The sequence below is a fragment of the Sporosarcina sp. G11-34 genome (assembly GCF_026931025.1).
This window is the reverse complement of the sequence record NZ_JAHNZW010000014.1, coordinates 1-22,619: the sequence shown is the minus strand read 5'-3', so window position 1 is coordinate 22,619 and position 22,619 is coordinate 1. Positions and strand designations below refer to the sequence as shown.

General features: G+C 42.7%; 19 protein-coding genes, 1 rRNA gene and 1 riboswitch. Of the genes, 1 reads left to right on the top strand and 19 read right to left on the bottom strand.

Annotated elements, in window-relative coordinates; all coding sequences use genetic code 11:
• Positions 1 to 27: 27 nt before the first annotated feature.
• From pcrA to KSU66_RS17110, 5 genes are all read right to left on the bottom strand, one after another.
• Complete coding sequence (pcrA, locus tag KSU66_RS17130; protein WP_269052680.1) at positions 28 to 2,253, bottom strand: DNA helicase PcrA; 2,226 nt, start codon at positions 2,251 to 2,253, stop codon at positions 28 to 30.
• A 45-nt stretch (positions 2,254 to 2,298) separates the two neighbouring features.
• On the bottom strand, positions 2,299 to 2,997 hold the full coding sequence (locus KSU66_RS17125; RefSeq protein WP_269052679.1) for a heptaprenylglyceryl phosphate synthase: 699 nt from the start codon (positions 2,995 to 2,997) through the stop codon (positions 2,299 to 2,301).
• A gap of 92 nt (positions 2,998 to 3,089) precedes the next feature.
• The gene (locus KSU66_RS17120) at positions 3,090 to 3,407 is read right to left on the bottom strand and encodes a YerC/YecD family TrpR-related protein (protein WP_269052678.1); all 318 of its coding nucleotides are present in this window, start codon (positions 3,405 to 3,407) and stop codon (positions 3,090 to 3,092) included.
• A gap of 35 nt (positions 3,408 to 3,442) precedes the next feature.
• Positions 3,443 to 4,480: a DUF3048 domain-containing protein gene (locus tag KSU66_RS17115; RefSeq protein WP_269052677.1), complete on the bottom strand. Its 1,038-nt coding sequence runs from the start codon at positions 4,478 to 4,480 to the stop codon at positions 3,443 to 3,445.
• A gap of 9 nt (positions 4,481 to 4,489) precedes the next feature.
• Positions 4,490 to 6,208 (bottom strand): adenine deaminase C-terminal domain-containing protein, encoded by a 1,719-nt coding sequence (locus KSU66_RS17110; RefSeq protein ID WP_269052676.1) that lies wholly within the window; start codon positions 6,206 to 6,208, stop codon positions 4,490 to 4,492.
• Between the two features lie 135 nt (positions 6,209 to 6,343).
• Here KSU66_RS17110 and KSU66_RS17105 point away from each other — a divergent pair, with 135 nt between their 5' ends.
• Positions 6,344 to 7,054 (top strand): class I SAM-dependent methyltransferase, encoded by a 711-nt coding sequence (locus tag KSU66_RS17105; RefSeq protein WP_269052675.1) that lies wholly within the window; start codon positions 6,344 to 6,346, stop codon positions 7,052 to 7,054.
• Between the two features lie 50 nt (positions 7,055 to 7,104).
• On the opposite strand, the gene KSU66_RS17100 is transcribed toward KSU66_RS17105, so the two are convergent.
• The 14 genes from KSU66_RS17100 to rrf all read right to left on the bottom strand — a co-directional run bounded on the left by KSU66_RS17100 (position 7,105) and on the right by rrf (position 22,452).
• Positions 7,105 to 9,744 (bottom strand): cation-translocating P-type ATPase, encoded by a 2,640-nt coding sequence (locus KSU66_RS17100; protein WP_269052674.1) that lies wholly within the window; start codon positions 9,742 to 9,744, stop codon positions 7,105 to 7,107.
• A 381-nt stretch (positions 9,745 to 10,125) separates the two neighbouring features.
• Positions 10,126 to 11,385, bottom strand: coding sequence for a phosphoribosylamine--glycine ligase (gene purD / locus KSU66_RS17095; protein ID WP_269052673.1), 1,260 nt, complete (start codon positions 11,383 to 11,385; stop codon positions 10,126 to 10,128).
• Positions 11,386 to 11,398: 13 nt separating this feature from the next.
• Complete coding sequence (gene purH / locus KSU66_RS17090) at positions 11,399 to 12,934, bottom strand: bifunctional phosphoribosylaminoimidazolecarboxamide formyltransferase/IMP cyclohydrolase (protein WP_269052672.1); 1,536 nt, start codon at positions 12,932 to 12,934, stop codon at positions 11,399 to 11,401.
• 136 nt (positions 12,935 to 13,070) lie between these two features.
• Positions 13,071 to 13,643, bottom strand: a complete 573-nt coding sequence (gene purN, locus KSU66_RS17085) for a phosphoribosylglycinamide formyltransferase (protein WP_269052671.1) — start codon at positions 13,641 to 13,643, stop codon at positions 13,071 to 13,073.
• A complete protein-coding gene (purM, locus tag KSU66_RS17080; protein WP_269052670.1) occupies positions 13,640 to 14,698 on the bottom strand; it encodes a phosphoribosylformylglycinamidine cyclo-ligase in 1,059 nt (352 codons plus the stop codon). Before purM ends, purN begins: the two co-directional genes overlap by 4 nt.
• A 13-nt stretch (positions 14,699 to 14,711) precedes the next feature.
• On the bottom strand, positions 14,712 to 16,136 hold the full coding sequence (purF, locus tag KSU66_RS17075; protein WP_269052669.1) for an amidophosphoribosyltransferase: 1,425 nt from the start codon (positions 16,134 to 16,136) through the stop codon (positions 14,712 to 14,714).
• Positions 16,112 to 18,343: a phosphoribosylformylglycinamidine synthase subunit PurL gene (purL, locus tag KSU66_RS17070; RefSeq protein WP_269052668.1), complete on the bottom strand. Its 2,232-nt coding sequence runs from the start codon at positions 18,341 to 18,343 to the stop codon at positions 16,112 to 16,114. The genes purF and purL overlap by 25 nt, the downstream gene beginning before the upstream one ends.
• The gene (gene purQ, locus KSU66_RS17065; protein WP_269052667.1) at positions 18,333 to 19,013 is read right to left on the bottom strand and encodes a phosphoribosylformylglycinamidine synthase subunit PurQ; all 681 of its coding nucleotides are present in this window, start codon (positions 19,011 to 19,013) and stop codon (positions 18,333 to 18,335) included. The genes purL and purQ overlap by 11 nt, the downstream gene beginning before the upstream one ends.
• The gene (purS, locus tag KSU66_RS17060; protein WP_269052666.1) at positions 19,010 to 19,264 is read right to left on the bottom strand and encodes a phosphoribosylformylglycinamidine synthase subunit PurS; all 255 of its coding nucleotides are present in this window, start codon (positions 19,262 to 19,264) and stop codon (positions 19,010 to 19,012) included. The genes purQ and purS overlap by 4 nt, the downstream gene beginning before the upstream one ends.
• A 74-nt stretch (positions 19,265 to 19,338) precedes the next feature.
• Entirely contained in the window at positions 19,339 to 20,469 is a 1,131-nt protein-coding gene (purK, locus tag KSU66_RS17055; RefSeq protein WP_269052751.1) for a 5-(carboxyamino)imidazole ribonucleotide synthase, read from the bottom strand.
• A complete protein-coding gene (gene purE, locus KSU66_RS17050) occupies positions 20,463 to 20,951 on the bottom strand; it encodes a 5-(carboxyamino)imidazole ribonucleotide mutase (RefSeq protein ID WP_269052665.1) in 489 nt (162 codons plus the stop codon). The genes purK and purE overlap by 7 nt, the downstream gene beginning before the upstream one ends.
• 166 nt (positions 20,952 to 21,117) lie before the next feature.
• Positions 21,118 to 21,217: riboswitch (purine riboswitch) on the bottom strand.
• A gap of 78 nt (positions 21,218 to 21,295) precedes the next feature.
• Positions 21,296 to 21,493, bottom strand: a complete 198-nt coding sequence (locus KSU66_RS17045) for an NETI motif-containing protein (protein WP_269052664.1) — start codon at positions 21,491 to 21,493, stop codon at positions 21,296 to 21,298.
• Complete coding sequence (locus KSU66_RS17040; RefSeq protein ID WP_269052750.1) at positions 21,490 to 22,011, bottom strand: DUF2179 domain-containing protein; 522 nt, start codon at positions 22,009 to 22,011, stop codon at positions 21,490 to 21,492. The genes KSU66_RS17045 and KSU66_RS17040 overlap by 4 nt, the downstream gene beginning before the upstream one ends.
• Positions 22,012 to 22,336: 325 nt before the next feature.
• Positions 22,337 to 22,452: ribosomal RNA gene (gene rrf, locus KSU66_RS17035) — 5S ribosomal RNA — on the bottom strand.
• Positions 22,453 to 22,619: the final 167 nt, after the last annotated feature.

The following is a 22,619-nucleotide window of genomic DNA, read 5'->3' as shown; positions in this document are numbered from 1 at the left end:
CAGATACTTTATTTCATACTTATATACTTATACTTTTTCGATTGGCGCAAACTTGGCCAGTAGTCTTTTTACGCCGACTGGGTTTGGAAATGCAATATCCAACTCTACGTCATCGGCTGTTCCTTTTACGCTGACGACCATGCCAACGCCCCATTTTTTGTGAGACGCCTTATCGCCAGGGTTCCAGCCCATCTTCTCTCCGCCACTTGACTTATAGACAGGTTTTTTGACTGCGGGACGTACAGGTGCTGCTCCTTTTTTACGTGGTGAAGTACCGATTGAAAAGCTATTATTTGCAGAAAGCACTTCCGTAATATCCTCTGAAATCTCACTGATGAAACGGGACGGATTATTATAGCTTGCACGCCCATATAATGTCCGGTATCTAGCGGAAGACAAATACAGTTTTTGTTCCGCACGTGTAATTCCAACGTAGGCAAGTCGGCGTTCTTCTTCCATTTCATCATCATCCCCCATCGATCTGGAGTGCGGGAAAACGTTCTCCTCCATACCAATGATGAAAACAACTGGAAATTCAAGTCCTTTAGCAGCATGCATTGTCATTAAGACAACTTTTTCTGTATTTTTATTTTCATCTTTATCAAGCGAATCAATATCGGCAATTAGTGCTAAATCGGTCAAAAACGCAACGAGCGACTTGTCCTCAGAATGTTCTTCAAACGAATTTGTTACTGAAAGAAATTCCTCGATATTTTCAAGTCTGCTTTCTGATTCGATGGACTTTTCACGATGAAGCATTTCACGATAACCCGTCTTGTCGAGCACTTCTTCGACAAGTTCAGACACGGATAAATAATCTTGCATTTTTGTAAATCCGGTAATTAAATCGCGGAATTTCGCCACTTCATTAGCCGCACGAGGGGTAAGCCCCATAAAATCAACTTCCTGAAGCGCATCAAAAATCGTCCGATCATGATCCATTGCAAAGCGTGCCATGCGTTCGAATGACGTCGCCCCAATACTTCTTTTCGGTTCGTTAATGACACGTGCGAGTGCAAGATCATCCGAGTTATTGGCGATTAAGCGCAAATAAGCAAGTAAATCTTTAATTTCTTTGCGCTCATAGAATTTCGTTCCGCCTACAATTGTATAATCAAGATTCGATTTTAAAAGATACTCTTCAATGACACGTGATTGGGCGTTTGTACGATATAAAATTGCAAATTGGTCCAACTTTAACTGCTCTTCTTTTTGTAGTTCAAGAATTTTTCCAACGACGAACTGTGACTCATCTTTTTCGTCGTTTGCTTTATAGACGTAAATCGCTTCGCCTTCTTGATTGTCCGTACGAAGTTTTTTGTCGTAACGGCTACGGTTATTTGTAATGACGTCGTTAGCCGCCTGAAGGATTCGTTTTGTGGAGCGATAGTTCTGTTCAAGCATGATCACTTCAGCATCATTATAGTCTTTTTCGAAAGACATAATATTGCCTATATCCGCACCGCGCCATCCGTAAATGGACTGATCCGAGTCGCCTACAACACATAAGTTTTTAAACTTGTCCGCCAGCATATTAACGAGCCTATACTGGGCGTTATTGGTATCTTGGTATTCGTCGACATGTATATATTGAAACTTGTTTTGGTAATATTCGAGGACGTCCGGTACGCGCTCGAAAAGAACGAGCGTCATCATAATCAAATCGTCAAAATCGAAGGATTGGTTTTGTCTCAATCGTTTCGAATAACCATCGTAGACGTCTGCAATTGTTTTTTCGTATGGATTGAAATTGCTAATGCGGCTGCGGTACATTTCTGCATCGATGCATTCGTTCTTCGCTGTGCTAATTGCGTTTAGCATGGCACGTGGATCATTTTGTTTCGGATCAAGATTAAGATCTTTTAACACATTGCGAATGACAGTTAGTTGATCTCCAGAATCAAGTATCGAAAACGTTTTTGAAATCCCAATTCGATCGACATTTCTTCGTAAAATACGTACACACATCGAGTGGAATGTCGATACCCACATGCGCTCGCCAGTTCCAGCACCAAGCAATCCGTCGATTCGTTCTCTCATTTCGCGTGCTGCTTTATTCGTAAATGTAATGGCCAATATATTTGAAGGATACACACTTTTTTCAACGACTAAGTATGCAATCCGGTGTGTTAGGACACGTGTTTTACCTGATCCGGCACCTGCCATAATGAGCAATGCACCTTCTGTTTTTTTTACCGCACGCGCCTGTTCGGGGTTCATGCCTGTAAGTAAGTTTTCCGCTATTTGTTTCATAATCATACCGCCTCTCAGAACGTTCGTTCTTCATCATACACTTTTTCACGCATTTTTGGAAACGGATTTCACTGCATCTACCGTTGAAAGTGCAGCTTTGAAATCATCATAGATGACATTTCCAACAATCACTGTATGTGCAATTTCTCCCATGGTTTTCGCATCTTGGGCATTTGTTATCCCACCGCCGTAAAAAAGCTTCGTGTTTTCGAGTACATTCGCCGCAGCACGAACGATTTCTGGATCACCATATGTACCGCTATACTCCATATAAAAGATTGGCAATTTAAATAGATTCTCCGTCATACGCGCATATGCGATAACGTCTTCTTCGTCAGGCACTTTGCTAACACCTGTCAGCTGTGCCGCTTTACAATCTATATTCATAATGCAATAGCCTTCTGTAATAATTTCATCCCAGTCCATCATATGGCCGTATTCACGTAGGGCCGCATGGTGGATGCCGTTAATCCACTCCGCTTTTGTCGAATTAAGAACGGTTGGAATAAAGTAATAATCGAAACCTGGCGTGACCGATTCAACCGTCGACACTTCGAGTGCAACCGGAACAGCGTATCTACGAATCCGCACGAGTAAGTCAAGTACGTTATCTAGCGTAATTCCGTCCGTTCCACCGACAATAATTCCATCCGTTCCAGATTCCGCAAGAAGCTCAATTTCTTCATCTGTCACTGATTTTGCCGGGTCTAATTTAAAGGCATGACGCCATTTAGTAAAATCCATATTCAACCACCTAGTCCTTTTTTGTTCGTTCCTTTATTATAGCAAAAAAACCGGACGGATTCTTTCTCCGTCCAGTTCTAAATGATCAAAACTTACTTTTTGTCGACAACTTCCTTTATTTCAGGATAAAGTCGGCCTAGTATTTTATTGTATCCACCAGAACCGTAATCCACACAGCGGCGGATTCGTGATATCGTTGCCGTGCTTGCACCTGTTTCATGTTGGATTGTATCATACGTATTTTTCAACTTAAGCATTTGCGCCACTTCAAGCCGCTGACCAAGCGATTGGATTTCACTAATTGTACAAAGATCATCAAAAAACTCATAACATTCATCGAGGTCCTTCAGCTCAAGCATTGCCTTAAATAACTGATTCGTTTGTTCTCCACGGATTTTGTCTATTTGCATACTTTTTACCTCTCTCTAATTGAAGTTTCACTTTATCAAGGGGTGAAGGTAACCAAAGCGTCTAAGTCGGGTTGCGTTGGAACGACATGAATCCATGTCTTACCAGGAACAAGTTTCGCGGTAACTCCATTTTCTATCGGAGTAAGAATGCCATCGATATTTTTCCATTCGATTTCTTTTGCGACCCCCGCCTGGAATAGCAGTCCTTTACCACCCGATTCAAGATCGATTACTTGTCTCCCGGCATCGTCTATTGTCCGATGGGCTGTTTGAAACACAATCACGTTGGATACTTCCACTTCTTTATCATTCAATTGATCGATTGTCACAATGTCGTTGACAGTCCGCCTATACGAACCTTTTTCCTCATTATACGAATATGTACTCGTAAAGTTTGGATGTGAGCCATTGCGAACTTCCATTTCACTTGCACTATCTCCTATTTTAGCACTTTCAATAGATTCATGGAAAGAAAGCGAAGGCGCTTTGTTCATTTCCATCGAAGCATTTGTGTCCTGTTCAGCTTTAAGAATATTTTCCCCTGATATATAGGAATTATGAGGTGCTTTTCGATCCGTCGAACGTTTAAAAAGAGTCCCATCGTATTGCATGCCATTTATACTATCAACATAGCCACTTTGGAGAAGGGCTAACGCATCTGGACTATATCCATGCGCAACGTAAAAGGCATCCAATCCTTTTGCCACTTCGACAAAGTAATCTCTTGCGCTACGAATCGGGCCGATTTGTTCGGGCAACTCACTTTGAAATAATGCAAGAAGCCTCGTCACATTGCCCTCCGCAACAAATTCATAGACAATGTCTGCATCGCTTATACCCGATTGAGGTCTCGCGAGCGGATGATTATTAATCGTTGCAAGAACAGGGCGTCTTGTAGTTTCCTCTTCTGACGAAATTCCTGTAAATGGAAACGTATACGTTGTCCCCATACTTTCTTTATCCTCTTTCGAAGGTAGCGTTTCAGGTTTTTCTCCTTTTCCTTCTGTCGAGCATGCCACAAGTAACAACGTTGCTAGTGCTATAATAAGCCACGTAGTTATTTTCCTTTTCATCGATTTCTCCTATCTTTCCGTAACCGGAATCAGTACTTTATTATTCAATACATCATACATTCCCATTTGTGTAATACGGACGTACGGCAAATGGGTTGATTGTAGAAACAACAGCGTGTACACCGCGTCCACATGATGATATCCGCGCTCTTTCAAAGCCGCTTTCATTTCCAATTCTTGCGGAATAAGGATTTTCAATGGTTCTGCTGATAATCCACCGCCGATTGGGAGTGGAAGCGTTGTCACAATCCCTTCGTTTTCCGCAAGCACCATGCCGCCGCCTATCCGCTTTACTTCATTAAATGCATTCAGCATCTCGCTTTTATCTTTTCCAATTAAAATGATATCCCCAGTGTTTGAATAAGATGAGGCAAAGCCTTCTAAACTTGTTGCAAAACCTTTAATCATCGTGTTTACGCGCCACTTTCCATATTGGTCGATGAGCATCAGAAAACTTTCGTCATGATCATCCGCCAGCTTATTGACAGACGTGTCCACCGTCACATCGTATGGTTTTGTAATGACATCATTCACCATTTCGACCCCTAAAGAATCATTGAAGACAAAGTCCGATTCTTCCAGGCTGAACGCTGGTGCAAACTGTCCAACCGTGGTCCAGTCAATTGTACCAAGTGATTGTGTCGATTCACCGGCTTGTTTCAACCATACTCCTTTTGACAGCACATCTGTCGGTACAGGATCCAACTCATCGTTCAAGACATTTAACGTCGCATAACGCCCCGTTGCAAGAACTCCGTGCAAGTCTGCCATATCATAATAGCGTGCGACGTTGTACGACGCCATTAAATATGCATCGATTGGCGGCACCCCTGCTTCTATTGCCGTACGGATGCACTTATCCATCACGCCGTCCCTATAAAATGACGGTGTAGAGCCATCTGTTGTCATCATCAGATGATCGAACACATTTAGATTTTTGTCGACAATGTCCTTTAATAAATGCGGAAGATCCGGTCTTATGGATGAGTAACGAAGCGTGACGGCATAGCCATGCAGAAGCCTCGATTCGACTTCTTCCACTGTCATCGCTTCATGATCACCGTCCGTCCCAAGTAGTCGCATACGCGCTAATGTCCGTTCAGATGCACCGGGGTAATGCCCTTCAATTTTTTTACCCGCCCGTTTTGCGGCTTGAACGGAAGCGAACATGTTCGGATCCCCATGCATCAGTCTTGGCCAGCCGGTTAATTCGCCGCCCATTAACACATCAGAACGCTCTAGCCATTCAGCAATATCCTTTTCGTTGAATAACTTACTTTCATTTTGAAGGACCGTCTGGGAATCAAAACGTGCCCACCAATAAAATGAAAACGGCAATTCGTTCAATTGATCGAGAAATGAAAACGATGTTTCATTATCAAGGTTCATGAAAAAAGTAAGGTTATCCATAATAAATGTCGTCGTTCCAAGCCCCGCCGCATAATCCGCAAACGTTAGTGGATTGTATAATTGAAATGGATGGACATGAGGTTCGATATAGCCTGGTACGATCTTCTTGCCAACCGCATCGAATATTTCAGTGCCCTCAGTGATTTCTGGCATTTCTTTCCCAACGTAAACAATCCGATTGCCCGCTACCCATATATTTCCTGTCATCCATTTTTTATAAATTGAGTGTAAATAATCGGCATTAATAATGACAAGATCAGGCGCTTTCTTCCCATCGATTACTTGCAGTTGTTCCTTTATTTCAGCATGTCCCCACATGAAATCCACTCCCTTTAAAAAAACAATTCTATTTATTTATCGTAGCATAGCACGAATGAAATAAATAGGGAGTTGGAAAACTCTGATAGTACAAAGGATTCTTCTTTCTTTTGACGAAATAGTATAGTATTACGAATGATTGGATTTGATAACATGACGGAAAAAATGACATTCGATAAAGATATGGCCACAGAGTATGACAAAGGAGTACGGCGAACACTACCGACTTACGATGCCATGTTCAGGCTTGTACAAGCCTATCTCCGCGCGCATACAGAAGAACATGCAGATCTTTTACTCATTGGCGCTGGCGGTGGCAATGAACTCACCGCGTTTGGACCGACAAATCCTAATTGGACATTCACCGCGGTCGATCCCGCGCCACCTATGCTCGACATTGCGAGAATGAAAGCAATCGATTTAAAAATGACAGACCGAGTGGAATTTATAGAAGGAACAATTGATGACGTAGAAATCGGCAAGATATACGATGCGGCGACGTGTATGCTCGTCCTTCACTTTATTCCAGACAACGATGAAAAATTACATCTATTAAAGAAAATTAGACAACATCTATCACCTGGCGCACCTTTTGTGTTGGCGTCCATGTATGGAGATGCAAATACCCCCGCTTTTGATGAGTTATTTGTTTTGTGGAAAACGTATTGGCTCGACTCGACAGACTTGACTGAAGCAGATGTGGATGAAATGGAGAAAGCTGTACTTGGACTATCTTTTCTTCCAGAAGAGGAAATTGCTCGCTTGCTGCAAGAAGCCGGGTTTGGTAAAATTGCCAAGTTCTTCACGACAAACATCTTTGGAGGTTGGATTTGTAAAGCAGACTAATAGAAAAGGGAGGTTCGTAAATTGCGAACCCCCTTTTTTGTTTGTACGACCTACTTTCTGAAAATCTTAGTCAATTCATTCACAACTAGTGGCAAGAGACTTAAAGCGGAAATTAGTGCCCAATCCGTAAAACCAAGTGAATGCACACTAAATAATTTTGCAATCGGTCCAATGGAGACAATTGCTACTTGCAGTGTGATTCCTAGTAAAATCGAATAGATAAGAAACTTGTTTTTAAAGATACCCGCTTTGAATATTGAACGATTTATTGACCTAAAATTCAACGAATGAAATAACTGTGAGAAGCTAAGCGCTAGAAATGCCATTGTTTGTCCGTGCATAATTGCATTTTCAGAAATTGTTTCAGACCCTAGTAATAGGATGCTACCTTCATATGCACCTGATGAATAAACACCAATTGTAAATGCAACCAATGTAATTGCCCCAATTAACAAACCATTTAATAGTAAGAACGGAATCGTTCCATGAAAAATACTTTCATCTCGATGACGCGGTTTTTCTTTCATAACATCCGCTTCTTCAGGATCTACTCCAAGCGAAAGTGCAGGAAATGAATCCGTCACCAAGTTCACCCAAAGAATATGAACTGGACGTAGGATTACGGGCCAACCGAGAAGAATGGCTGTAAACAGCGCAATAATCTCACCCAAATTACAAGACAATAAGAAAATAATTGCTTTTTTAATGTTACGGTAAATTGTACGCCCTTCTTCAACGGCCTTTACAATAGATCCAAAATTATCATCTGTCAAAATCATATCCGAGGCACCTTTGGCGACATCCGTTCCTGTAATTCCCATCGCCACGCCAATATCCGCTGCTTTTAAAGAAGGCGCGTCGTTTACGCCGTCGCCCGTCATCGAAACGGTATTTCCTTTTGCTTTGAGCGCTTGCACGATTTTCACTTTATGTTCAGGAGAAACCCGAGCATAGACATTCGTATACCCACTTTTTTCAATCAATTGTTCTTTCGTAAGCGATTCAAGCGTTTTTCCATCAATCACTTCTGATTTGTCTGCCGCAATGCCAAGTTCCTGCGCAATCGCAAATGCTGTATCTCGGTGATCTCCCGTAATCATTACTGTTCGAATGCCTGCTTTTTTTGTTACTTTAATCGCTTCTTTCACTTCTTCACGGGGAGGATCAATCATCCCTACAAGACCGATGAAGATTAGCTTCTCTTCAATACTTTCCGGGTCCATCGAATGCACTTGTTCTATTTTTTTATATGCGGATCCCAATACACGAAGGGCCTTATTAGACATCCTCGAAGCATGTTCCAAAATGAGCTTTTCGGCATCTTCATTCAATGGCTTGGGGCCTTCCGCTGTTTCATAATGGGTACATTTTACTAGCAATCCATCGATTGCACCTTTTGTATGCACATAAGAAATCCCGTCGTACGCATTAATTGTCGTCATAAGTTTTCGATTGGAATCAAAAGGAATTTCATCTATCCGGGGATGCTTATCGTTAAGCTCATTCTTTTTAAGTTCAAACCGATTTGCCGCAACAAGAAGAGCAATTTCAGTCGGATCCCCCGTTTCAGTTTCACTGGAATATGTGGCGTCATTGCATAAAGTGATATTTTCAAAAAGCAGTTGGTGAACATGATCGTCCTCGCTTGCTTCCGTCAAATTATAAAAAGAACCGTCTGTAAAAAACTCGATGACTGTCATTTTGTTTTGAGTTAATGTTCCTGTTTTATCTGAACAAATTACGTTCACTGAACCAAGTGCTTCAACCGCTGGTAGTTTTCTTATAATGACATGTTGCTTAATCATCCGTTGAACACCGATTGCAAGGACGATGGAAACAATTGCGGGCATACCTTCTGGAATTGCAGCAACTGCAAGACTCACAGATAGCATAAACATGTCAAAAATTTCACGCCCTTGTAAAATACCGATACCAAAAATCAAGGCACAAATAAGGATCGCGGCGATACCTAAATATTTGCCCAACTGGGCGAGACTTTTTTGAAGAGGCGTTTCGTTATCCGATTCTTTCTCGAGCATTGCGGCAACTTTTCCAATTTCGGTCGCCATACCCGTTGCTACAGCAATCCCGGTCGCGCGTCCGTATGTTGCGAGCGTCGACATGAACGCCATGTTTTTCTGATCTCCAATGGGCAATGTACGATTTCCAGTGAAACCCGCATCTTTGTCTACAGGCACGGATTCACCCGTCAGTGCAGCCTCATCTATTTTCAAATTGACGGATTCCGTGAGTCGAATATCGCACGGAACGTATCTGCCTGCGTCAAGTACGATAACGTCTCCAGGAACAACATCTTCGGATGGGACTTCTTGCTGTTCCCCATTCCTGCGTACAAGTGCTTTGGGTGTAGTCATACTTTTCAATGCTTCCAACGCTTCTTCAGCTTTCGATTCTTGAATGACTCCGACAATCGCGTTGATAACGACGACCAGTCCAATAATGATTGAGTCCACGAGTTCACCAAGTAAGCCGGATATTACCGCCGCGACAATCAACACATAAATGAGCACATTGTTAATCTGAGAGAAAATCCGTTCAAGTAATGAGCGACTCTTTGCGCCTACCAACTTGTTCGCGCCGTATTTCTCTAACCTATTACGAGCTTCTTCTTCACTTAATCCAACTAAAGGGTCTGTTGTCATCCATTGCTCTTCGTTTTCAAGCGGCATTTTTTCTATTCCTCCCTAGAATACTTGTGTCATCAATAAAGCTATCTTTAATATTAATTATACGTTATCGGAAACGATTTCTCTTTGTTTCAACGAAAAAATCGAATCTTAGATCATCCAAGACTTGGGATAAAGTTCAGTCTTTCATTCGTCTATTGAAAGCGACTGTCGCCAGTATGAAAATCAATACCCCCATACAATAGTAACTCCAAAATAGGACCATACATCAACAAGTCCTGCTCCATTTTCAAACTTTATTGCAATTTCTATAAGTCGAGGGAGGTTTATGTATAGATGTCTTGATTAATCCTGCAATTACGTATTCCATATTTCCGATCAAAAAACCACCTTCTCACAAACGAGAAGGTGGTCCTGTTTTATTTATTCAAACGTACGCCAGCCAATATCCTTCCGGTAGAAGAATCCGTCCCATTCAAGTTGGGACAAGCCTTTGTATACGTCTTCTTGTGCTTGTTTTAGTGAATCAGCTTTCGCTGTAATGAGAATCACGCGACCGCCGTTACCGACAAATCCAGTGTCACTCGCTTTTGTGCCAGCATGGAAGACATCTAAGCCTTGTGCGGACAAAACATCTAAATCTGGAAGTGCTGCACCTTTCACAACATCCCCAGGATAGTTATCCGCCGCAACGACGACGCCCAACATAGCCTCATCATTCCATTTCAACTCATATGGCTTGCTATCCATAAGCGCCATCATGAATTCACCGAAATCGGATACCATTCGTGGCAGAACCACTTGTGTTTCAGGATCTCCGAAGCGCGCGTTGAATTCAATCGTTTTTGGACCATCTTCAGTCAGAATAAGTCCCGCATAAAGAATTCCTGTGAACGGAACACCTTCTGCCGCCATCGCTTTAACCGTAGGAACAACAACTTTGTCATACGCTTCCTGAACGACTGCATCTGAAATTTGAGGTACCGGTGAGTATGCACCCATACCGCCCGTATTCGGTCCTGTATCCCCGTCATACGCTCGTTTATGGTCTTGCGCGACAACCATTGGATAAATCTGTCCGTCATGGACGAACGACATGTATGAGAACTCCTCGCCGTCTAGGAACTCTTCAATAACAACCTTAGAAGATGACTCTCCGAACTTCTGGTTCCCGATCATATCGTCGACTGCTTCAAGGGCTTCATCCAATGTCATTGCAACGATAACGCCTTTCCCTGCTGCTAAACCATCTGCCTTTACAACAATCGGCGCTCCATTTTCACGGATAAATGCTTTCGCCTCTTCCGCGTCCGTGAATGTTCCATATCCGGCTGTCGGAATGTCGTACTTCGCCATCAATTCTTTCGCGAATGACTTACTGCCTTCAATTTGTGCCGCCGCTTTCGTCGGACCAAACACTTTTAATCCGCGCTCCGTGAAATAATCCACAATTCCTTTTGCAAGCGGCTGTTCTGGACCGACAAACGTCAAGTCGATCGTGTTTTCTTTCACAAATGAAGCGAGTGCTTCAAAATCTGTCGCGCTAATTTGTACACATTCAGCATCGTTTTTCATGCCATCATTGCCTGGTGCAACAAATACTTTATTTACTGAAGGAGAGACATTGAACTGTCTAGCAATCGCATGTTCGCGACCACCACTCCCGATAACGAGTACTTTCAATGCAGATTCCCCCTTAGTGTTTGAAGTGACGTACGCCAGTGAATACCATCGTAATGCCGTATTCGTTTGCTTTTTTAATCGAATCTTCGTCTTTCACGGATCCGCCCGGTTGGATAATTGCCGTAATGCCTGCTTTTGCGGCAGCCTCGACTGTATCATCCATCGGGAAAAATGCGTCCGATGCAAGTGCTGCGCCTTTTGCACGTTCGCCTGCTTGTGTAAGTGCGATATTCGCTGCTCCGACACGGTTCATCTGTCCAGCACCAACGCCAAGTGTCATATGATCGTCTGAAACAACAATCGCGTTCGACTTCACATGTTTCACAACAGCCCATCCAAGTTTCATCGCTTCCCACTCAACTTCTGTCGGCTCACGGTCTGTCGCAACTTTGATGTCTGCATCCGCAAATCCATATGCATCTGGTTCTTGCATTAAAAGTCCACCTTCGACAGAAACTGTATTCCACTGGTCTTTTTTGTTTTGATCAAATGAAATCGTCATCAAACGAATATTTTTCTTCTTCGTCAAAATTTCAATCGCTTCTTTGGTAAATGACGGTGCGATAATAATTTCAAGGAAAATTCCTGAAAGTTTCTCAGCAGTTGCCGCATCTACTTCACGGTTCAATGCGATAATGCCACCGAAGATTGACGTAGAGTCTGCTTCGTATGCTTTTGAAAACGCATCGAAAACAGTTTCGCCTGTACCAACACCACAAGGATTCATATGCTTCACTGCAACTGCTGCTGCAATATCGAATTCTTTGACTATTTGAATGGCCGCGTTCGCATCTTGAATATTGTTGTATGAAAGTTCTTTACCATGTAATTGTGTTGCAGATGCGATTGAGAAATCCGAACCGAGTGGACGGCTATAAAACGCTGCTTTTTGATGTGGGTTTTCGCCGTAACGAAGCGGCTGTTTCAATTCGTATGTATACGTTACTTGTTCCGGGAATTCTTCGCCCGAAAGATCTGTTAAATAGCCTGAAATAAGTGCATCGTATGCTGCCGTGTGACGGAATACTTTTGCCGCTAAACGTCTGCGTGTTTCAAGAGTTGTTTGGCCATCTGCAGTTAACTCGGAAATTACTTGATCATAATCCGTTGCATCGACGATAACTGTGACATACGCATGATTTTTCGCTGATGCACGAAGCATCGCTGGACCACCAATGTCGATATTCTCAATTGCATCATCAGCCGAAACATCCGGTTTTGAAATTGTTTCTTTAAACGGATATAAGTTTACACAAACGATATCAATCGGCTGAATACCGTGCTCTTCCATTTCCGCGATGTGAGATGGATCATCTTGTTTTGCAAGTAGCCCACCATGAATTAATGGGTTCAGTGTTTTCACACGGCCTTCCATTATTTCAGGGAAACCAGTGACAGCGTCAACAGCCGTTACGCCAACACCATTGTCCGCTAAATGTTTCATCGTTCCGCCAGTAGATAGAAGTTCATAACCAAGACCTTCAAGCACCTTAGCAAATTCCAATATTCCATTTTTGTCCGACACGCTTAGCAATGCACGTTTTTTCACGAATAAAACCCTCCATTTTTCATCAGTTAACACTCGTATATGTTGAATTAAAGAATTCCTTCCAACTTGCTTCGGCTGCCCCAGTAAGGCACCTACGCTAGGTTTATACACATATTCACCTAGTCAACCTATATACTTATCGGCTAAAAAGTTCACTCAAAGTATCTTTATATAAATAATGTTCAACGGCGTGAATCGCTTGAGCTGTTTTTTCGGCATCCCCGTCAACTACATCAACGGCATACTGGGCAAGAATAGGCCCCGTATCCATTCCCGCATCGACTAAGTGAACGGTCACGCCCGTTACTTTCACACCATGTCCAACTGCTTGTCCAATCGCGTCTTTTCCCGGAAATGAAGGGAGAAGCGATGGATGAATATTAATGATTTTCGAAGGATATGCCGACAATAAAACCGGTCCAATCAGACGCATATATCCCGCTAAGACGAGCCATTCAGCTCCTGATTCACGGAGTGCATTCAGTATCGCTACTTCATACGCATCTTTTGATTCGAACTCTTTTGGTCGGAATACCAAAGCTGGAATGCCAGCCTTTTTTGCGCGTTCAACTGCGTACGCTTCTGGTTTATTCGTCACCATAAGAACGATTTCAGCATTCAATTCACCGTTTTTGCACGCTTCTTCAAGTGCCGCAAAATTACTGCCGCTTCCAGAAGCGAAAACGGCAATCTTTACTTTACGGGTCATTCTGTAAGGCTCCCGTCATGCTCACCTATAAATTGAACGCCTTCGCCTGCTGTAACACGTCCAATTTTGAATGCTTTCTCACCATGTTCTTCAGCGATTTTAATCGCAGCATTGGCTTGTGCCTCAGGTAACGCAATCACAAAGCCAACACCCATATTAAATACGCTATACAAGTCTTTATCCGTCAGCTCGCCTTTTTCTTTCAGCATGTTGAATACGGGAAGTACTGGCCATGAACCGAGGTCAACTTCCGCCGCAAATCCTTCAGGAAGCATACGTGGTAAGTTTTCAAAGAATCCTCCGCCTGTAATATGTCCCATTGAATGCACATCAAGTTCTGAATGCATTTGAAGTACAGGCAACGCATAAATTTTTGTCGGCTCAAGAAGAGCGTCTCCTACTGTACCAAGATCTTCATAACCTTCGATAACGCTATCGATTGTATTTCCTTGATCTTCAATGACGATTTTACGCACAAGTGAAAAACCGTTTGAATGAATACCGCTTGAAGCAAGTCCAACTAGAACGTCACCTTCAACAACTTTTTCACCCGTTACGATATTGCTTTTCTCACATGCACCAACGGCAAAACCAGCTAAATCATACTCATCGATTTTGTAGAGACCTGGCATCTCAGCCGTTTCCCCACCGATAAGTGCTGCACCGGATTGCACACAACCGTCTGCAATTCCTTTAACAATTGCTTCAACTTTTTCAGGCACTGCTTTTCCAAGCGCGATGTAATCGAGGAAGTAAAGTGGCTCTGCACCTTGTGCAACAATATCGTTGACACACATAGCGACACAGTCAATACCGATTGTGTCATGCTTATCTGCCATAAATGCGAGTTTCAACTTCGTTCCGACACCATCCGTACCGGAAATAAGTACCGGCTCTTTATAATTCAAGGCAGAAAGATCAAACATTCCACCGAAACCACCGAACGTTCCTGCCACACCTTTACGCACAGTGCGTTCAACATGCGATTTCATCCGTTCAACTGACTCATAGCCAGCCTCAATATTGACTCCTGCTTTTTCATACGCATTCGACATAGAAAAGTCCCCTTTATCTAACGATTTCTTTTTCGTGCGGCATTGCCGTATCCGCGTAAATATCTGTCGGATATTCTCCTGTGAAACATGCAAGACATTGGCCACAGTTTTTTGTAGTATCTGGTCGTCCAATCGATTCAAGCATGCCTTCTGGTGATAGGAATGTAAGCGAATCGGCTTCGATAAGATCTCGAATTTCTTCCACCGTGCGATTAGTTGCGATCAGTTCCGAATCCGTACTAATGTCTACACCGTAAAAACATGGACTAACAAGCGGTGGCGAAGCAATCACAACGTGAACTTCTGTCGCGCCTGCTTCTTTCAACATTTTCACAATTCGTCTGGACGTCGTACCGCGAACAATCGAATCATCTACCATGACAACTCGTTTGCCTTTGACAACTTGACGCACTGGAGATAATTTCATCTTAACGCCTTGTTCACGTAATTCTTGTGATGGTTGAATGAATGTCCTACCTACGTAACGACTTTTAATTAAACCAAGTTCGTAGGGAATTCCGCTCTCCTCAGAAAAACCAATCGCCGCGGAAATACTTGAGTCAGGTACTCCAGTAACAACATCCGCTTCGATTTTCATTTCGCGCGCAAGTCGTTTCCCGCAGCGCTTCCGTGCAGAGTGAATATTAATATCGTCAATGTCCGAATCCGGTCGTGCGAAATAGACATATTCCATCGAGCACATCGCGGAGTCTGCAGCAGGTGCAAATCGTTCGGACTGAAGGCCTTTATCATTAATAATGATTAGTTCCCCCGGCTCAACTGAACGAATCCATTCTGCCCCTATAATATCAAACGCACATGTTTCTGAAGCGACAACCCACGCATCCCCTAGTTTTCCAAGTGATAGTGGACGTATGCCGTTCGGATCCTGTGCAATCATCAATCCATCTTCAGTCAGCATAACAAATGCGAAAGCACCCTTTAACATAGCTAATGCTTTCTTCACACGATCACGTTGATTTAACGAACCGCTGCTTCTTTTTATTAAATGCGCAAGCACTTCTGTATCTGAATTGGTCTGAAAAATACTTCCTTGACGTTCAAGATGCTCCCTTAGTTCGACTGCGTTCACAATGTTTCCGTTGTGAGCAACGGAAAGACTGCCTGTTGTTGAACGGAAAACAAGTGGCTGAACGTTTTCGATTCCACGGCCATTCTCCGTCGTATAACGTACTTGAGCAATTGCAGAGTGTCCTTTTAAAGTAGTGATTTCATCACCTGAAAACACTTCATTAACAAGTCCCTCGCCTTTTACTACATGAAGCCCTTTTTCGTCTTTTGTGACAATACCGGCCCCTTCTTGCCCCCGGTGTTGCAATGCGTGCAGCCCATAATAACTGATCTGCGCCGCATCTTCGTGACCCCAAATGCCGAACACGCCGCACTCTTCGTTTAGGCCTCTAAGTTCAGCAAGCATTCAATAGCGCCTCCCCATGCGGATTGGAACTCTTCAACTGTTCCATCAATTAGTACCGAATTATCGTCGCCTTGAATAACAATTCGGTTATTTTCTGTAACTGTACCAATTTTCACTGCATCTTCCACTGCTTCTTCAAATGCTTGCACATTTTCTTCTTTCACGGTTACAAGGAAACGTGATTGTGTTTCACTAAATAGAGCCGTTACAGCAGATCCAGAAATTGTTACTTCCGCACCTAAACCTTCCGTGCCAAATGCTTTCTCACAAAGTGCTACTGAGAAACCGCCTTCTGACAAGTCTGTTGCTGACTGAACAAGATGACTTTGAATTGCTGAAAGAAGTGCTTTCTGGCGTGCCGCCTCGATATCAAGATCAATCGCTGGCGCTTGACCAAAAATCTTTCCTTCTGTCATTTGTTGAAGCTCACTACCGCCAAAATCAAGTGAAGTTTCACCAATTACATAAATGAGATCGCCTGCATGTTTAAATTCAGTTGTCGTTACTTGGGACAAATCATGCACAAGACCAACCATACCAATTGTTGGTGTTGGATAAACCGGAACGCCGTTCACTTCATTGGATAATGAAACGTTGCCGCTAATTACTGGCGCATTCAACTTAAGGCATGCATCCGAAATTCCTGCGGCTGACTTTTCAAACTGCCAAAATACTTCCGGCTTGTCCGAGCTACCGAAGTTCAGGCAATCTGTAATTGCGATTGGTTCAGCGCCGGAACAAATAATGTTACGTGCCGCCTCGGCAACTGCAATTTTTCCACCAGTTTCTGGATCCAAATACACATAACGAGAGTTACAATCAGATGTCATCGCAAGACCTTTGTTTGTACCCGTTACACGGATAACGCCCGCAGAAGAACCTGGTGCAACAACTGTATTACGACGAGCGTGTGTATCAAACTGATTATAGACCCATTCTTTTGAAGCAATTGTTGGACGTTTTAGCAATGCTTTTAGCGTTTCAGTCAAATCTTCAACGACAGGTTCTGTCATTTCCATCGCTTGGAATTCTCTAAAGTATGCCGGTTCTTCAGATTTCTTATTGTAAACTGGAGCATCTTCAGCGAGAGCATCTGCTGATACTTCTGCAACAACTTCCCCTTTATGAAGAAGACGAAGCATTTTATCGTCCGTTACTTTTCCAATAGAAACTGCTTCAACGCCATATTTTGCAAAGAGATCTGTTACTTCTTGTTCACGGCCTTTTTTCACAACAATAAGCATACGCTCTTGAGATTCAGACAGCATCATTTCATATGCCGTCATTCCTTCTTCACGTTGTGGAACAAGGTCAAGGTTCATCTCAACGCCGTAACCCGCACTAGATGCCATTTCTGCTGAAGCTGATGACAGTCCGGCAGCACCCATATCTTGAATACCGATAAGCGCATCCGATTTCACAAGCTCTAGACAAGCATCCATCACCAATTTCTCAAGGAATGGATCTCCGCCTTGCATAACCGGTAATTCTGCATCTTCATCCACTGCTACTTCAGAAGAAGACATTGTCGCTCCGTGTATGCCATCCCGTCCTGTTTTTGCTCCCGCATACATAACTGTATTGCCAACACCTGCAGCAACACCTTTTTGAATATCTTCATGGTTTAACAATCCGACAGCCATCGCATTGACGAGTGGACGTCTTGAATAACAATTATCAAACTGCACTTCTCCCGCGATTGTCGGTATACCGATGCCATTTCCGTAACTAGCGATACCCGCTACTGCTTCTTCAAACAAGAAACGGTCACGTGCATCTGTTAAGTCTCCAAACCGAAGCGAGTTAACGAGTGCTACTGGACGGGCACCCATTGAAAATACGTCCCGTAGAACTCCGCCCGCTCCCGTTGCCGCACCGATGAAAGGCTCGATTGCTGATGGCGAGTTATGAGACTCCATTTTGAAAACAGCTGCTTGATTATCGCCAATATCGACAATACCCGCACCTTCACCTGGTCCTTGAAGAACACGAGGTCCATCTGTAGGGAATTTACGAAGCACTGGTTTTGAACTTTTATACGAACAATGCTCAGACCACATAGCGGAAAACAAACCTGTTTCCGTATAGTTTGGAAGACGACCTAGTAGTCCCACTGCAAGGTCAAACTCTTCGTCGGTCATTCCCATTTGACGATAGATTTTTTCATCTTTAATTTGTTGTGTAGTCGGTTCATGATTAGTTGACATTATTTTCACTCCACCTTTTCAAGATTGAATTGAATAAAGGCAATCCATCTACCCCACCAATTATTTCCTCAACTGCACGTTCTGGAAGTGGCATAACGCCAAGAACATTTCCTTGTTCATTCAATACGCCTGCAATGTTGCCGGTGCTACCATCGACGCAACCATCCGAATATGTAAAAGCGATACGATTTGTATTTTTTAGTTCAGCTAATGTATTTTCATCCACAAAGTAGTTCCCGTATTGATGGGCAAATGGAATCGTAATTTCTTGTTCTTGTTCATAGCTAGACGTGAATGCTGAGTCTGTATTTTGGACCGTTAATTTAGTTTTTCCTGATCTAAATTTCAATCCTTTATTTTGAAGGAACGCACCTGGAAGAATCCCATTTTCCGTTAGAATTTGAAAGCCATTGCCCACACCTAAAACAGGCTTACCCGATGCGGCAAAGCTTTTCAATTCCGCTATTGCTGGTGAACTTTTCGTCAGTGCACCCGGACGAAGGTAATCGCCGTATGACGCACCGCTTGGAATAAGTACGGCATCGAATGACTCCAGTTTTGCTTCTGTATGCCAAACGTACTCAGCTTTTTCACCAAGTACTTCTGTTACCGCGTGATGCATGTCAACGTCTGAACCCGACCCTGGAAAAACTAGAACTGCGAACTTCATTTGCCCGCGACCTCCCCGATTTCGTATCGGTAATCTTCGATAACTTCATTTACGAGAAGTTTTTCGCACATCTCTTTAACCCGAACTTCAATATCTGCAGTTGAACCTTCTAGTTCAAGTTCGATTAGCTTACCGATTCGAACGTTTTCAACTTCGCTATAGCCCATCGTCTGTAGCGCTTCTTTTGCTGCCGTCCCTTGTGGATCAACAACACTTTCACGGAGTGTCACGTATACATTTACTTTTGTCATGTTTAATTCCTCCCAAATGGTAGTAGATTTAGTTGAAACGTCTTTGTCAATCAAGTCTGAGTCGTTTATAATATTTAATACTCTTCGGACCAAATGCCCGTAGATTCAATTTCGACTAATACTTTTTCAATATCATCTGTCATAATTGTTACATGTCCCATTTTACGCTTTATTTTCGCTTCAGCTTTACCGTATAAGTGGATTGACCAATCTGGATAGTTTGTCACAATCTTTTTCAGTGGCGCAACATGTTCTCCAAGAACGTTTACCATTATAGAAGGTGCCCATAATCTCGGCTTTCGTAAAGGCCATCCGCAAACCGCACGAATATGCTGATGAAACTGTGAGATATTACATGCTTCAATTGTGTAATGACCTGAGTTATGTGGTCTGGGCGCAAGTTCGTTAATGACAATCTTATCGTCTTCAAGAACAAACATTTCTACTGCAAGCGTGCCAACAAGTTGTAGATGATCCGCTATTTTCATGGCGGCTTCTTCAGCTTGTGCTAAGACGCTTGCATGTACCCGTGCCGGAACAATCGATTCGTGTAAAATATGATCTTTATGAATGTTTTCCGCAACTGGTAGGCAGTACGATTCGCCCGCAGCATTGCGCTGGATAATGACAGAAACTTCTTTTTCAAAAGGGACAAAAGCTTCCGCTATACAAGCCGAGTGCTCAAAAAGCGATTCCGCCGTGTGGATCTCTTCTATTGAATCAATCTTTACTTGCCCTTTACCGTCATAACCGCCAAATGCAGTTTTGACGATGCATGGGAACCCAACGTCGGCTATTTTCTCCTTCAGTTCTTCGTAAGTCTGCGCAGTTATATACTTGGCAACCGGAGCACCCGCCGCAGTTATTTCTGCTTTTTCATTTATGCGATTTTGAGTAATACGTACAAGTTCGGCGCCTTGTGGAACATGCGCTATTTCAGTAAGGTGTTTTAATCCTTCATAATCGATATTTTCAAATTCATACGTAATCACGTCACTTACTTCACCAAGTTCTTCGAGTGCAGCCGCATCATTATATGGGGCAACAATTCGAATATCCGCAATTTGACCGCATGGTGAATCCATCACAGGATCAAGAACTGCGATTTTAAATCCAGCCTCTTTTGCTGCCAACCCCATCATTCGTCCGAGTTGACCACCACCGATAATACCAATCGTTTGTCCAGGCAAAATGGTTTTCATAATAAGTCACCACTGCTTTCAAGGGATGCTTGACGCATCGTTTGGCGACGATTTTCAAGACGTTCCATTAATTCGTTATCCGTAATCCCCAATATTTGAGTTGCAAGAAGACCTGCGTTAATGGCACCTGATTTTCCAATCGATACAGTCGCGACTGGAACTCCGCCTGGCATTTGTACAATGGATAATAAAGAATCCATTCCGTTTAACGCCTTCGACTGAATCGGAACACCGATGACGGGAAGCAGTGTTTTCGACGCGACCATTCCCGGAAGATGGGCCGCTCCGCCCGCACCAGCAATAATAACTTTAATTCCACGTTTTCGGGCTTGTTCTGCATATTCAAACATTAAATCTGGTGTACGGTGTGCTGAAACGACCTTTTTTTCATAAGGTACTGAAAGCTCATCCAATATGTCACAAGCATTTTTCATCGTTTCCCAATCACTTTTACTTCCCATAATAACGCCAACTTTTGCATCCAAGTGTAACCCGCTCCTTTAGATAAATCTCTGATATCTGCTAAATGAAATTAAAAAATCCTCGAATAAACTACTTCTCATATGCATGAAAAGCAGATTATTCGAGGATGTTGAGATATGCGTTAAGATGATTGTACCCATTGGTCCGCACACACCTTTCGCTACATTCCTGAAAGTCGCTTTCCCGCATAGTCCGGACATTACGGTGTCCTGGTAGAAACACTAAGGCCAATTCCTCAGTATATATGGGGATTCCTATTTACTATCTATATATTATCAAGACCAGGACCATTCGTCAATGGCAAAAGGCGAACGATATTATATTATACTTTTAAATCGTTCGCCTTTTAAATATTTCCTTCTATTAGTATGCCTTTGAATTTGATAAGCTGTCGGATTGGCACATATTCGCCATTTACTTCGGCAAACAGCGGCTCTTCTTTTCGTCCAGCAACCAAGTAGCCTTCATCAGCAATTCGCTTCAAACAATTTTCTATCGTTTCTTTTTCTTCTACTTCAAACCAAACCGTTTTTTTTTGACTCACTTGAACAACTTCCCCTTCTTCACGTTTTTCACCCAGAAGCCACCATGTATAGTCTTCGCTTCATATGCAATAATAAACGCTTTGGGATCTACTTCTTTAATCGTAACGTATAATTTCAATTCATATTTCCGTGGAGTCAGTATTTGTATGGCTGAACGATCACCGTCTAACCCATTTGCCGACCAATCCGTTACACCATATCCTTTTTCTCTTAACACACTTGGTAGTTTTAAATTCTTTTCCGCTGTAATTACATTTACAGTAATATAACCAAGCGCCATTTTTTCTTCAATCTTGGAACCGATAATGACACCGCAACCATACCCTATTGCATAAGCAACTAGGTTTTGGATTTCATTCAAATTATCTAGCACTAGACCGAGTCCGATGACATAGACAACAACTTCCACTACACTAATTATGGCAGCCAGATACCTATACCCTTTCAAAGTCATAATCATGCGCACCGTGAAGAATGTAACGTAAATAATATTAATTGTAAAAATAATGAGCACCATTTGCACAATGATCACACCTTTCCCTATATAGATATTATCCTATCCTTGATCTTAACTAAATTCAAGCGGTTTATGAAGCTAAGGCTTTTAACAAATTGAATAAACAAAGACATTGGAAATCCAAAATTAACTTTTAAAATTAAAGGGTTATATGGACCTTTTTCCAAACTTAACCACCCAGGAAAAAGATTGAAATGAGCTATATATATTGAATTAAAGATTCTATCTAGGTTGAACTTATGATTTCCACTTATACATACTATATAATTTCCCACTAAAAAAATAAAAACTAAAAAAGCCATTACCTGTTGGTAATGACCTTAATGCCTGGCAGCGTCCTACTCTTGCAGGGGGATACCCCCAACTACCATCGGCGCTGAAGAGCTTAACTACCGTGTTCGGTATGGGAACGGGTGTGACCTCTTCGCTATCGCCACCAGACTTCTTTGAGCTTATTCGCTCAAAACTGGATAAAACAGACATTAGTGTATTAAAGTTTGTAACCAACTAGACCTTTTTAATTGTAGTGGTTAAGTCCTCGATCAATTAGTATCCGTCAGCTACGTACGTCGCCGCACTTACACCCCGGACCTATCAACCTCATCTTC

Coding starts and splice junctions, on each gene's coding strand:
- purS (WP_269052666.1), bottom strand. CDS start 19,264: ATGACAAAAGTAAATGTATACGTGACACTCCGTGAAAGTGTTGTTGAT.
- purQ (WP_269052667.1), bottom strand. CDS start 19,013: ATGAAGTTCGCAGTTCTAGTTTTTCCAGGGTCGGGTTCAGACGTTGAC.
- KSU66_RS17115 (WP_269052677.1), bottom strand. CDS start 4,480: ATGAAAAGGAAAATAACTACGTGGCTTATTATAGCACTAGCAACGTTG.
- KSU66_RS17040 (WP_269052750.1), bottom strand. CDS start 22,011: ATGGTGCTCATTATTTTTACAATTAATATTATTTACGTTACATTCTTC.
- KSU66_RS17120 (WP_269052678.1), bottom strand. CDS start 3,407: ATGCAAATAGACAAAATCCGTGGAGAACAAACGAATCAGTTATTTAAG.
- KSU66_RS17105 (WP_269052675.1), top strand. CDS start 6,344: ATGATTGGATTTGATAACATGACGGAAAAAATGACATTCGATAAAGAT.
- purN (WP_269052671.1), bottom strand. CDS start 13,643: ATGACCCGTAAAGTAAAGATTGCCGTTTTCGCTTCTGGAAGCGGCAGT.
- KSU66_RS17125 (WP_269052679.1), bottom strand. CDS start 2,997: ATGGATTTTACTAAATGGCGTCATGCCTTTAAATTAGACCCGGCAAAA.
- pcrA (WP_269052680.1), bottom strand. CDS start 2,253: ATGAAACAAATAGCGGAAAACTTACTTACAGGCATGAACCCCGAACAG.
- KSU66_RS17110 (WP_269052676.1), bottom strand. CDS start 6,208: ATGTGGGGACATGCTGAAATAAAGGAACAACTGCAAGTAATCGATGGG.
- purF (WP_269052669.1), bottom strand. CDS start 16,136: ATGCTTGCTGAACTTAGAGGCCTAAACGAAGAGTGCGGCGTGTTCGGC.
- purM (WP_269052670.1), bottom strand. CDS start 14,698: ATGTCGAATGCGTATGAAAAAGCAGGAGTCAATATTGAGGCTGGCTAT.
- KSU66_RS17100 (WP_269052674.1), bottom strand. CDS start 9,744: ATGCCGCTTGAAAACGAAGAGCAATGGATGACAACAGACCCTTTAGTT.
- purL (WP_269052668.1), bottom strand. CDS start 18,343: ATGTCAACTAATCATGAACCGACTACACAACAAATTAAAGATGAAAAA.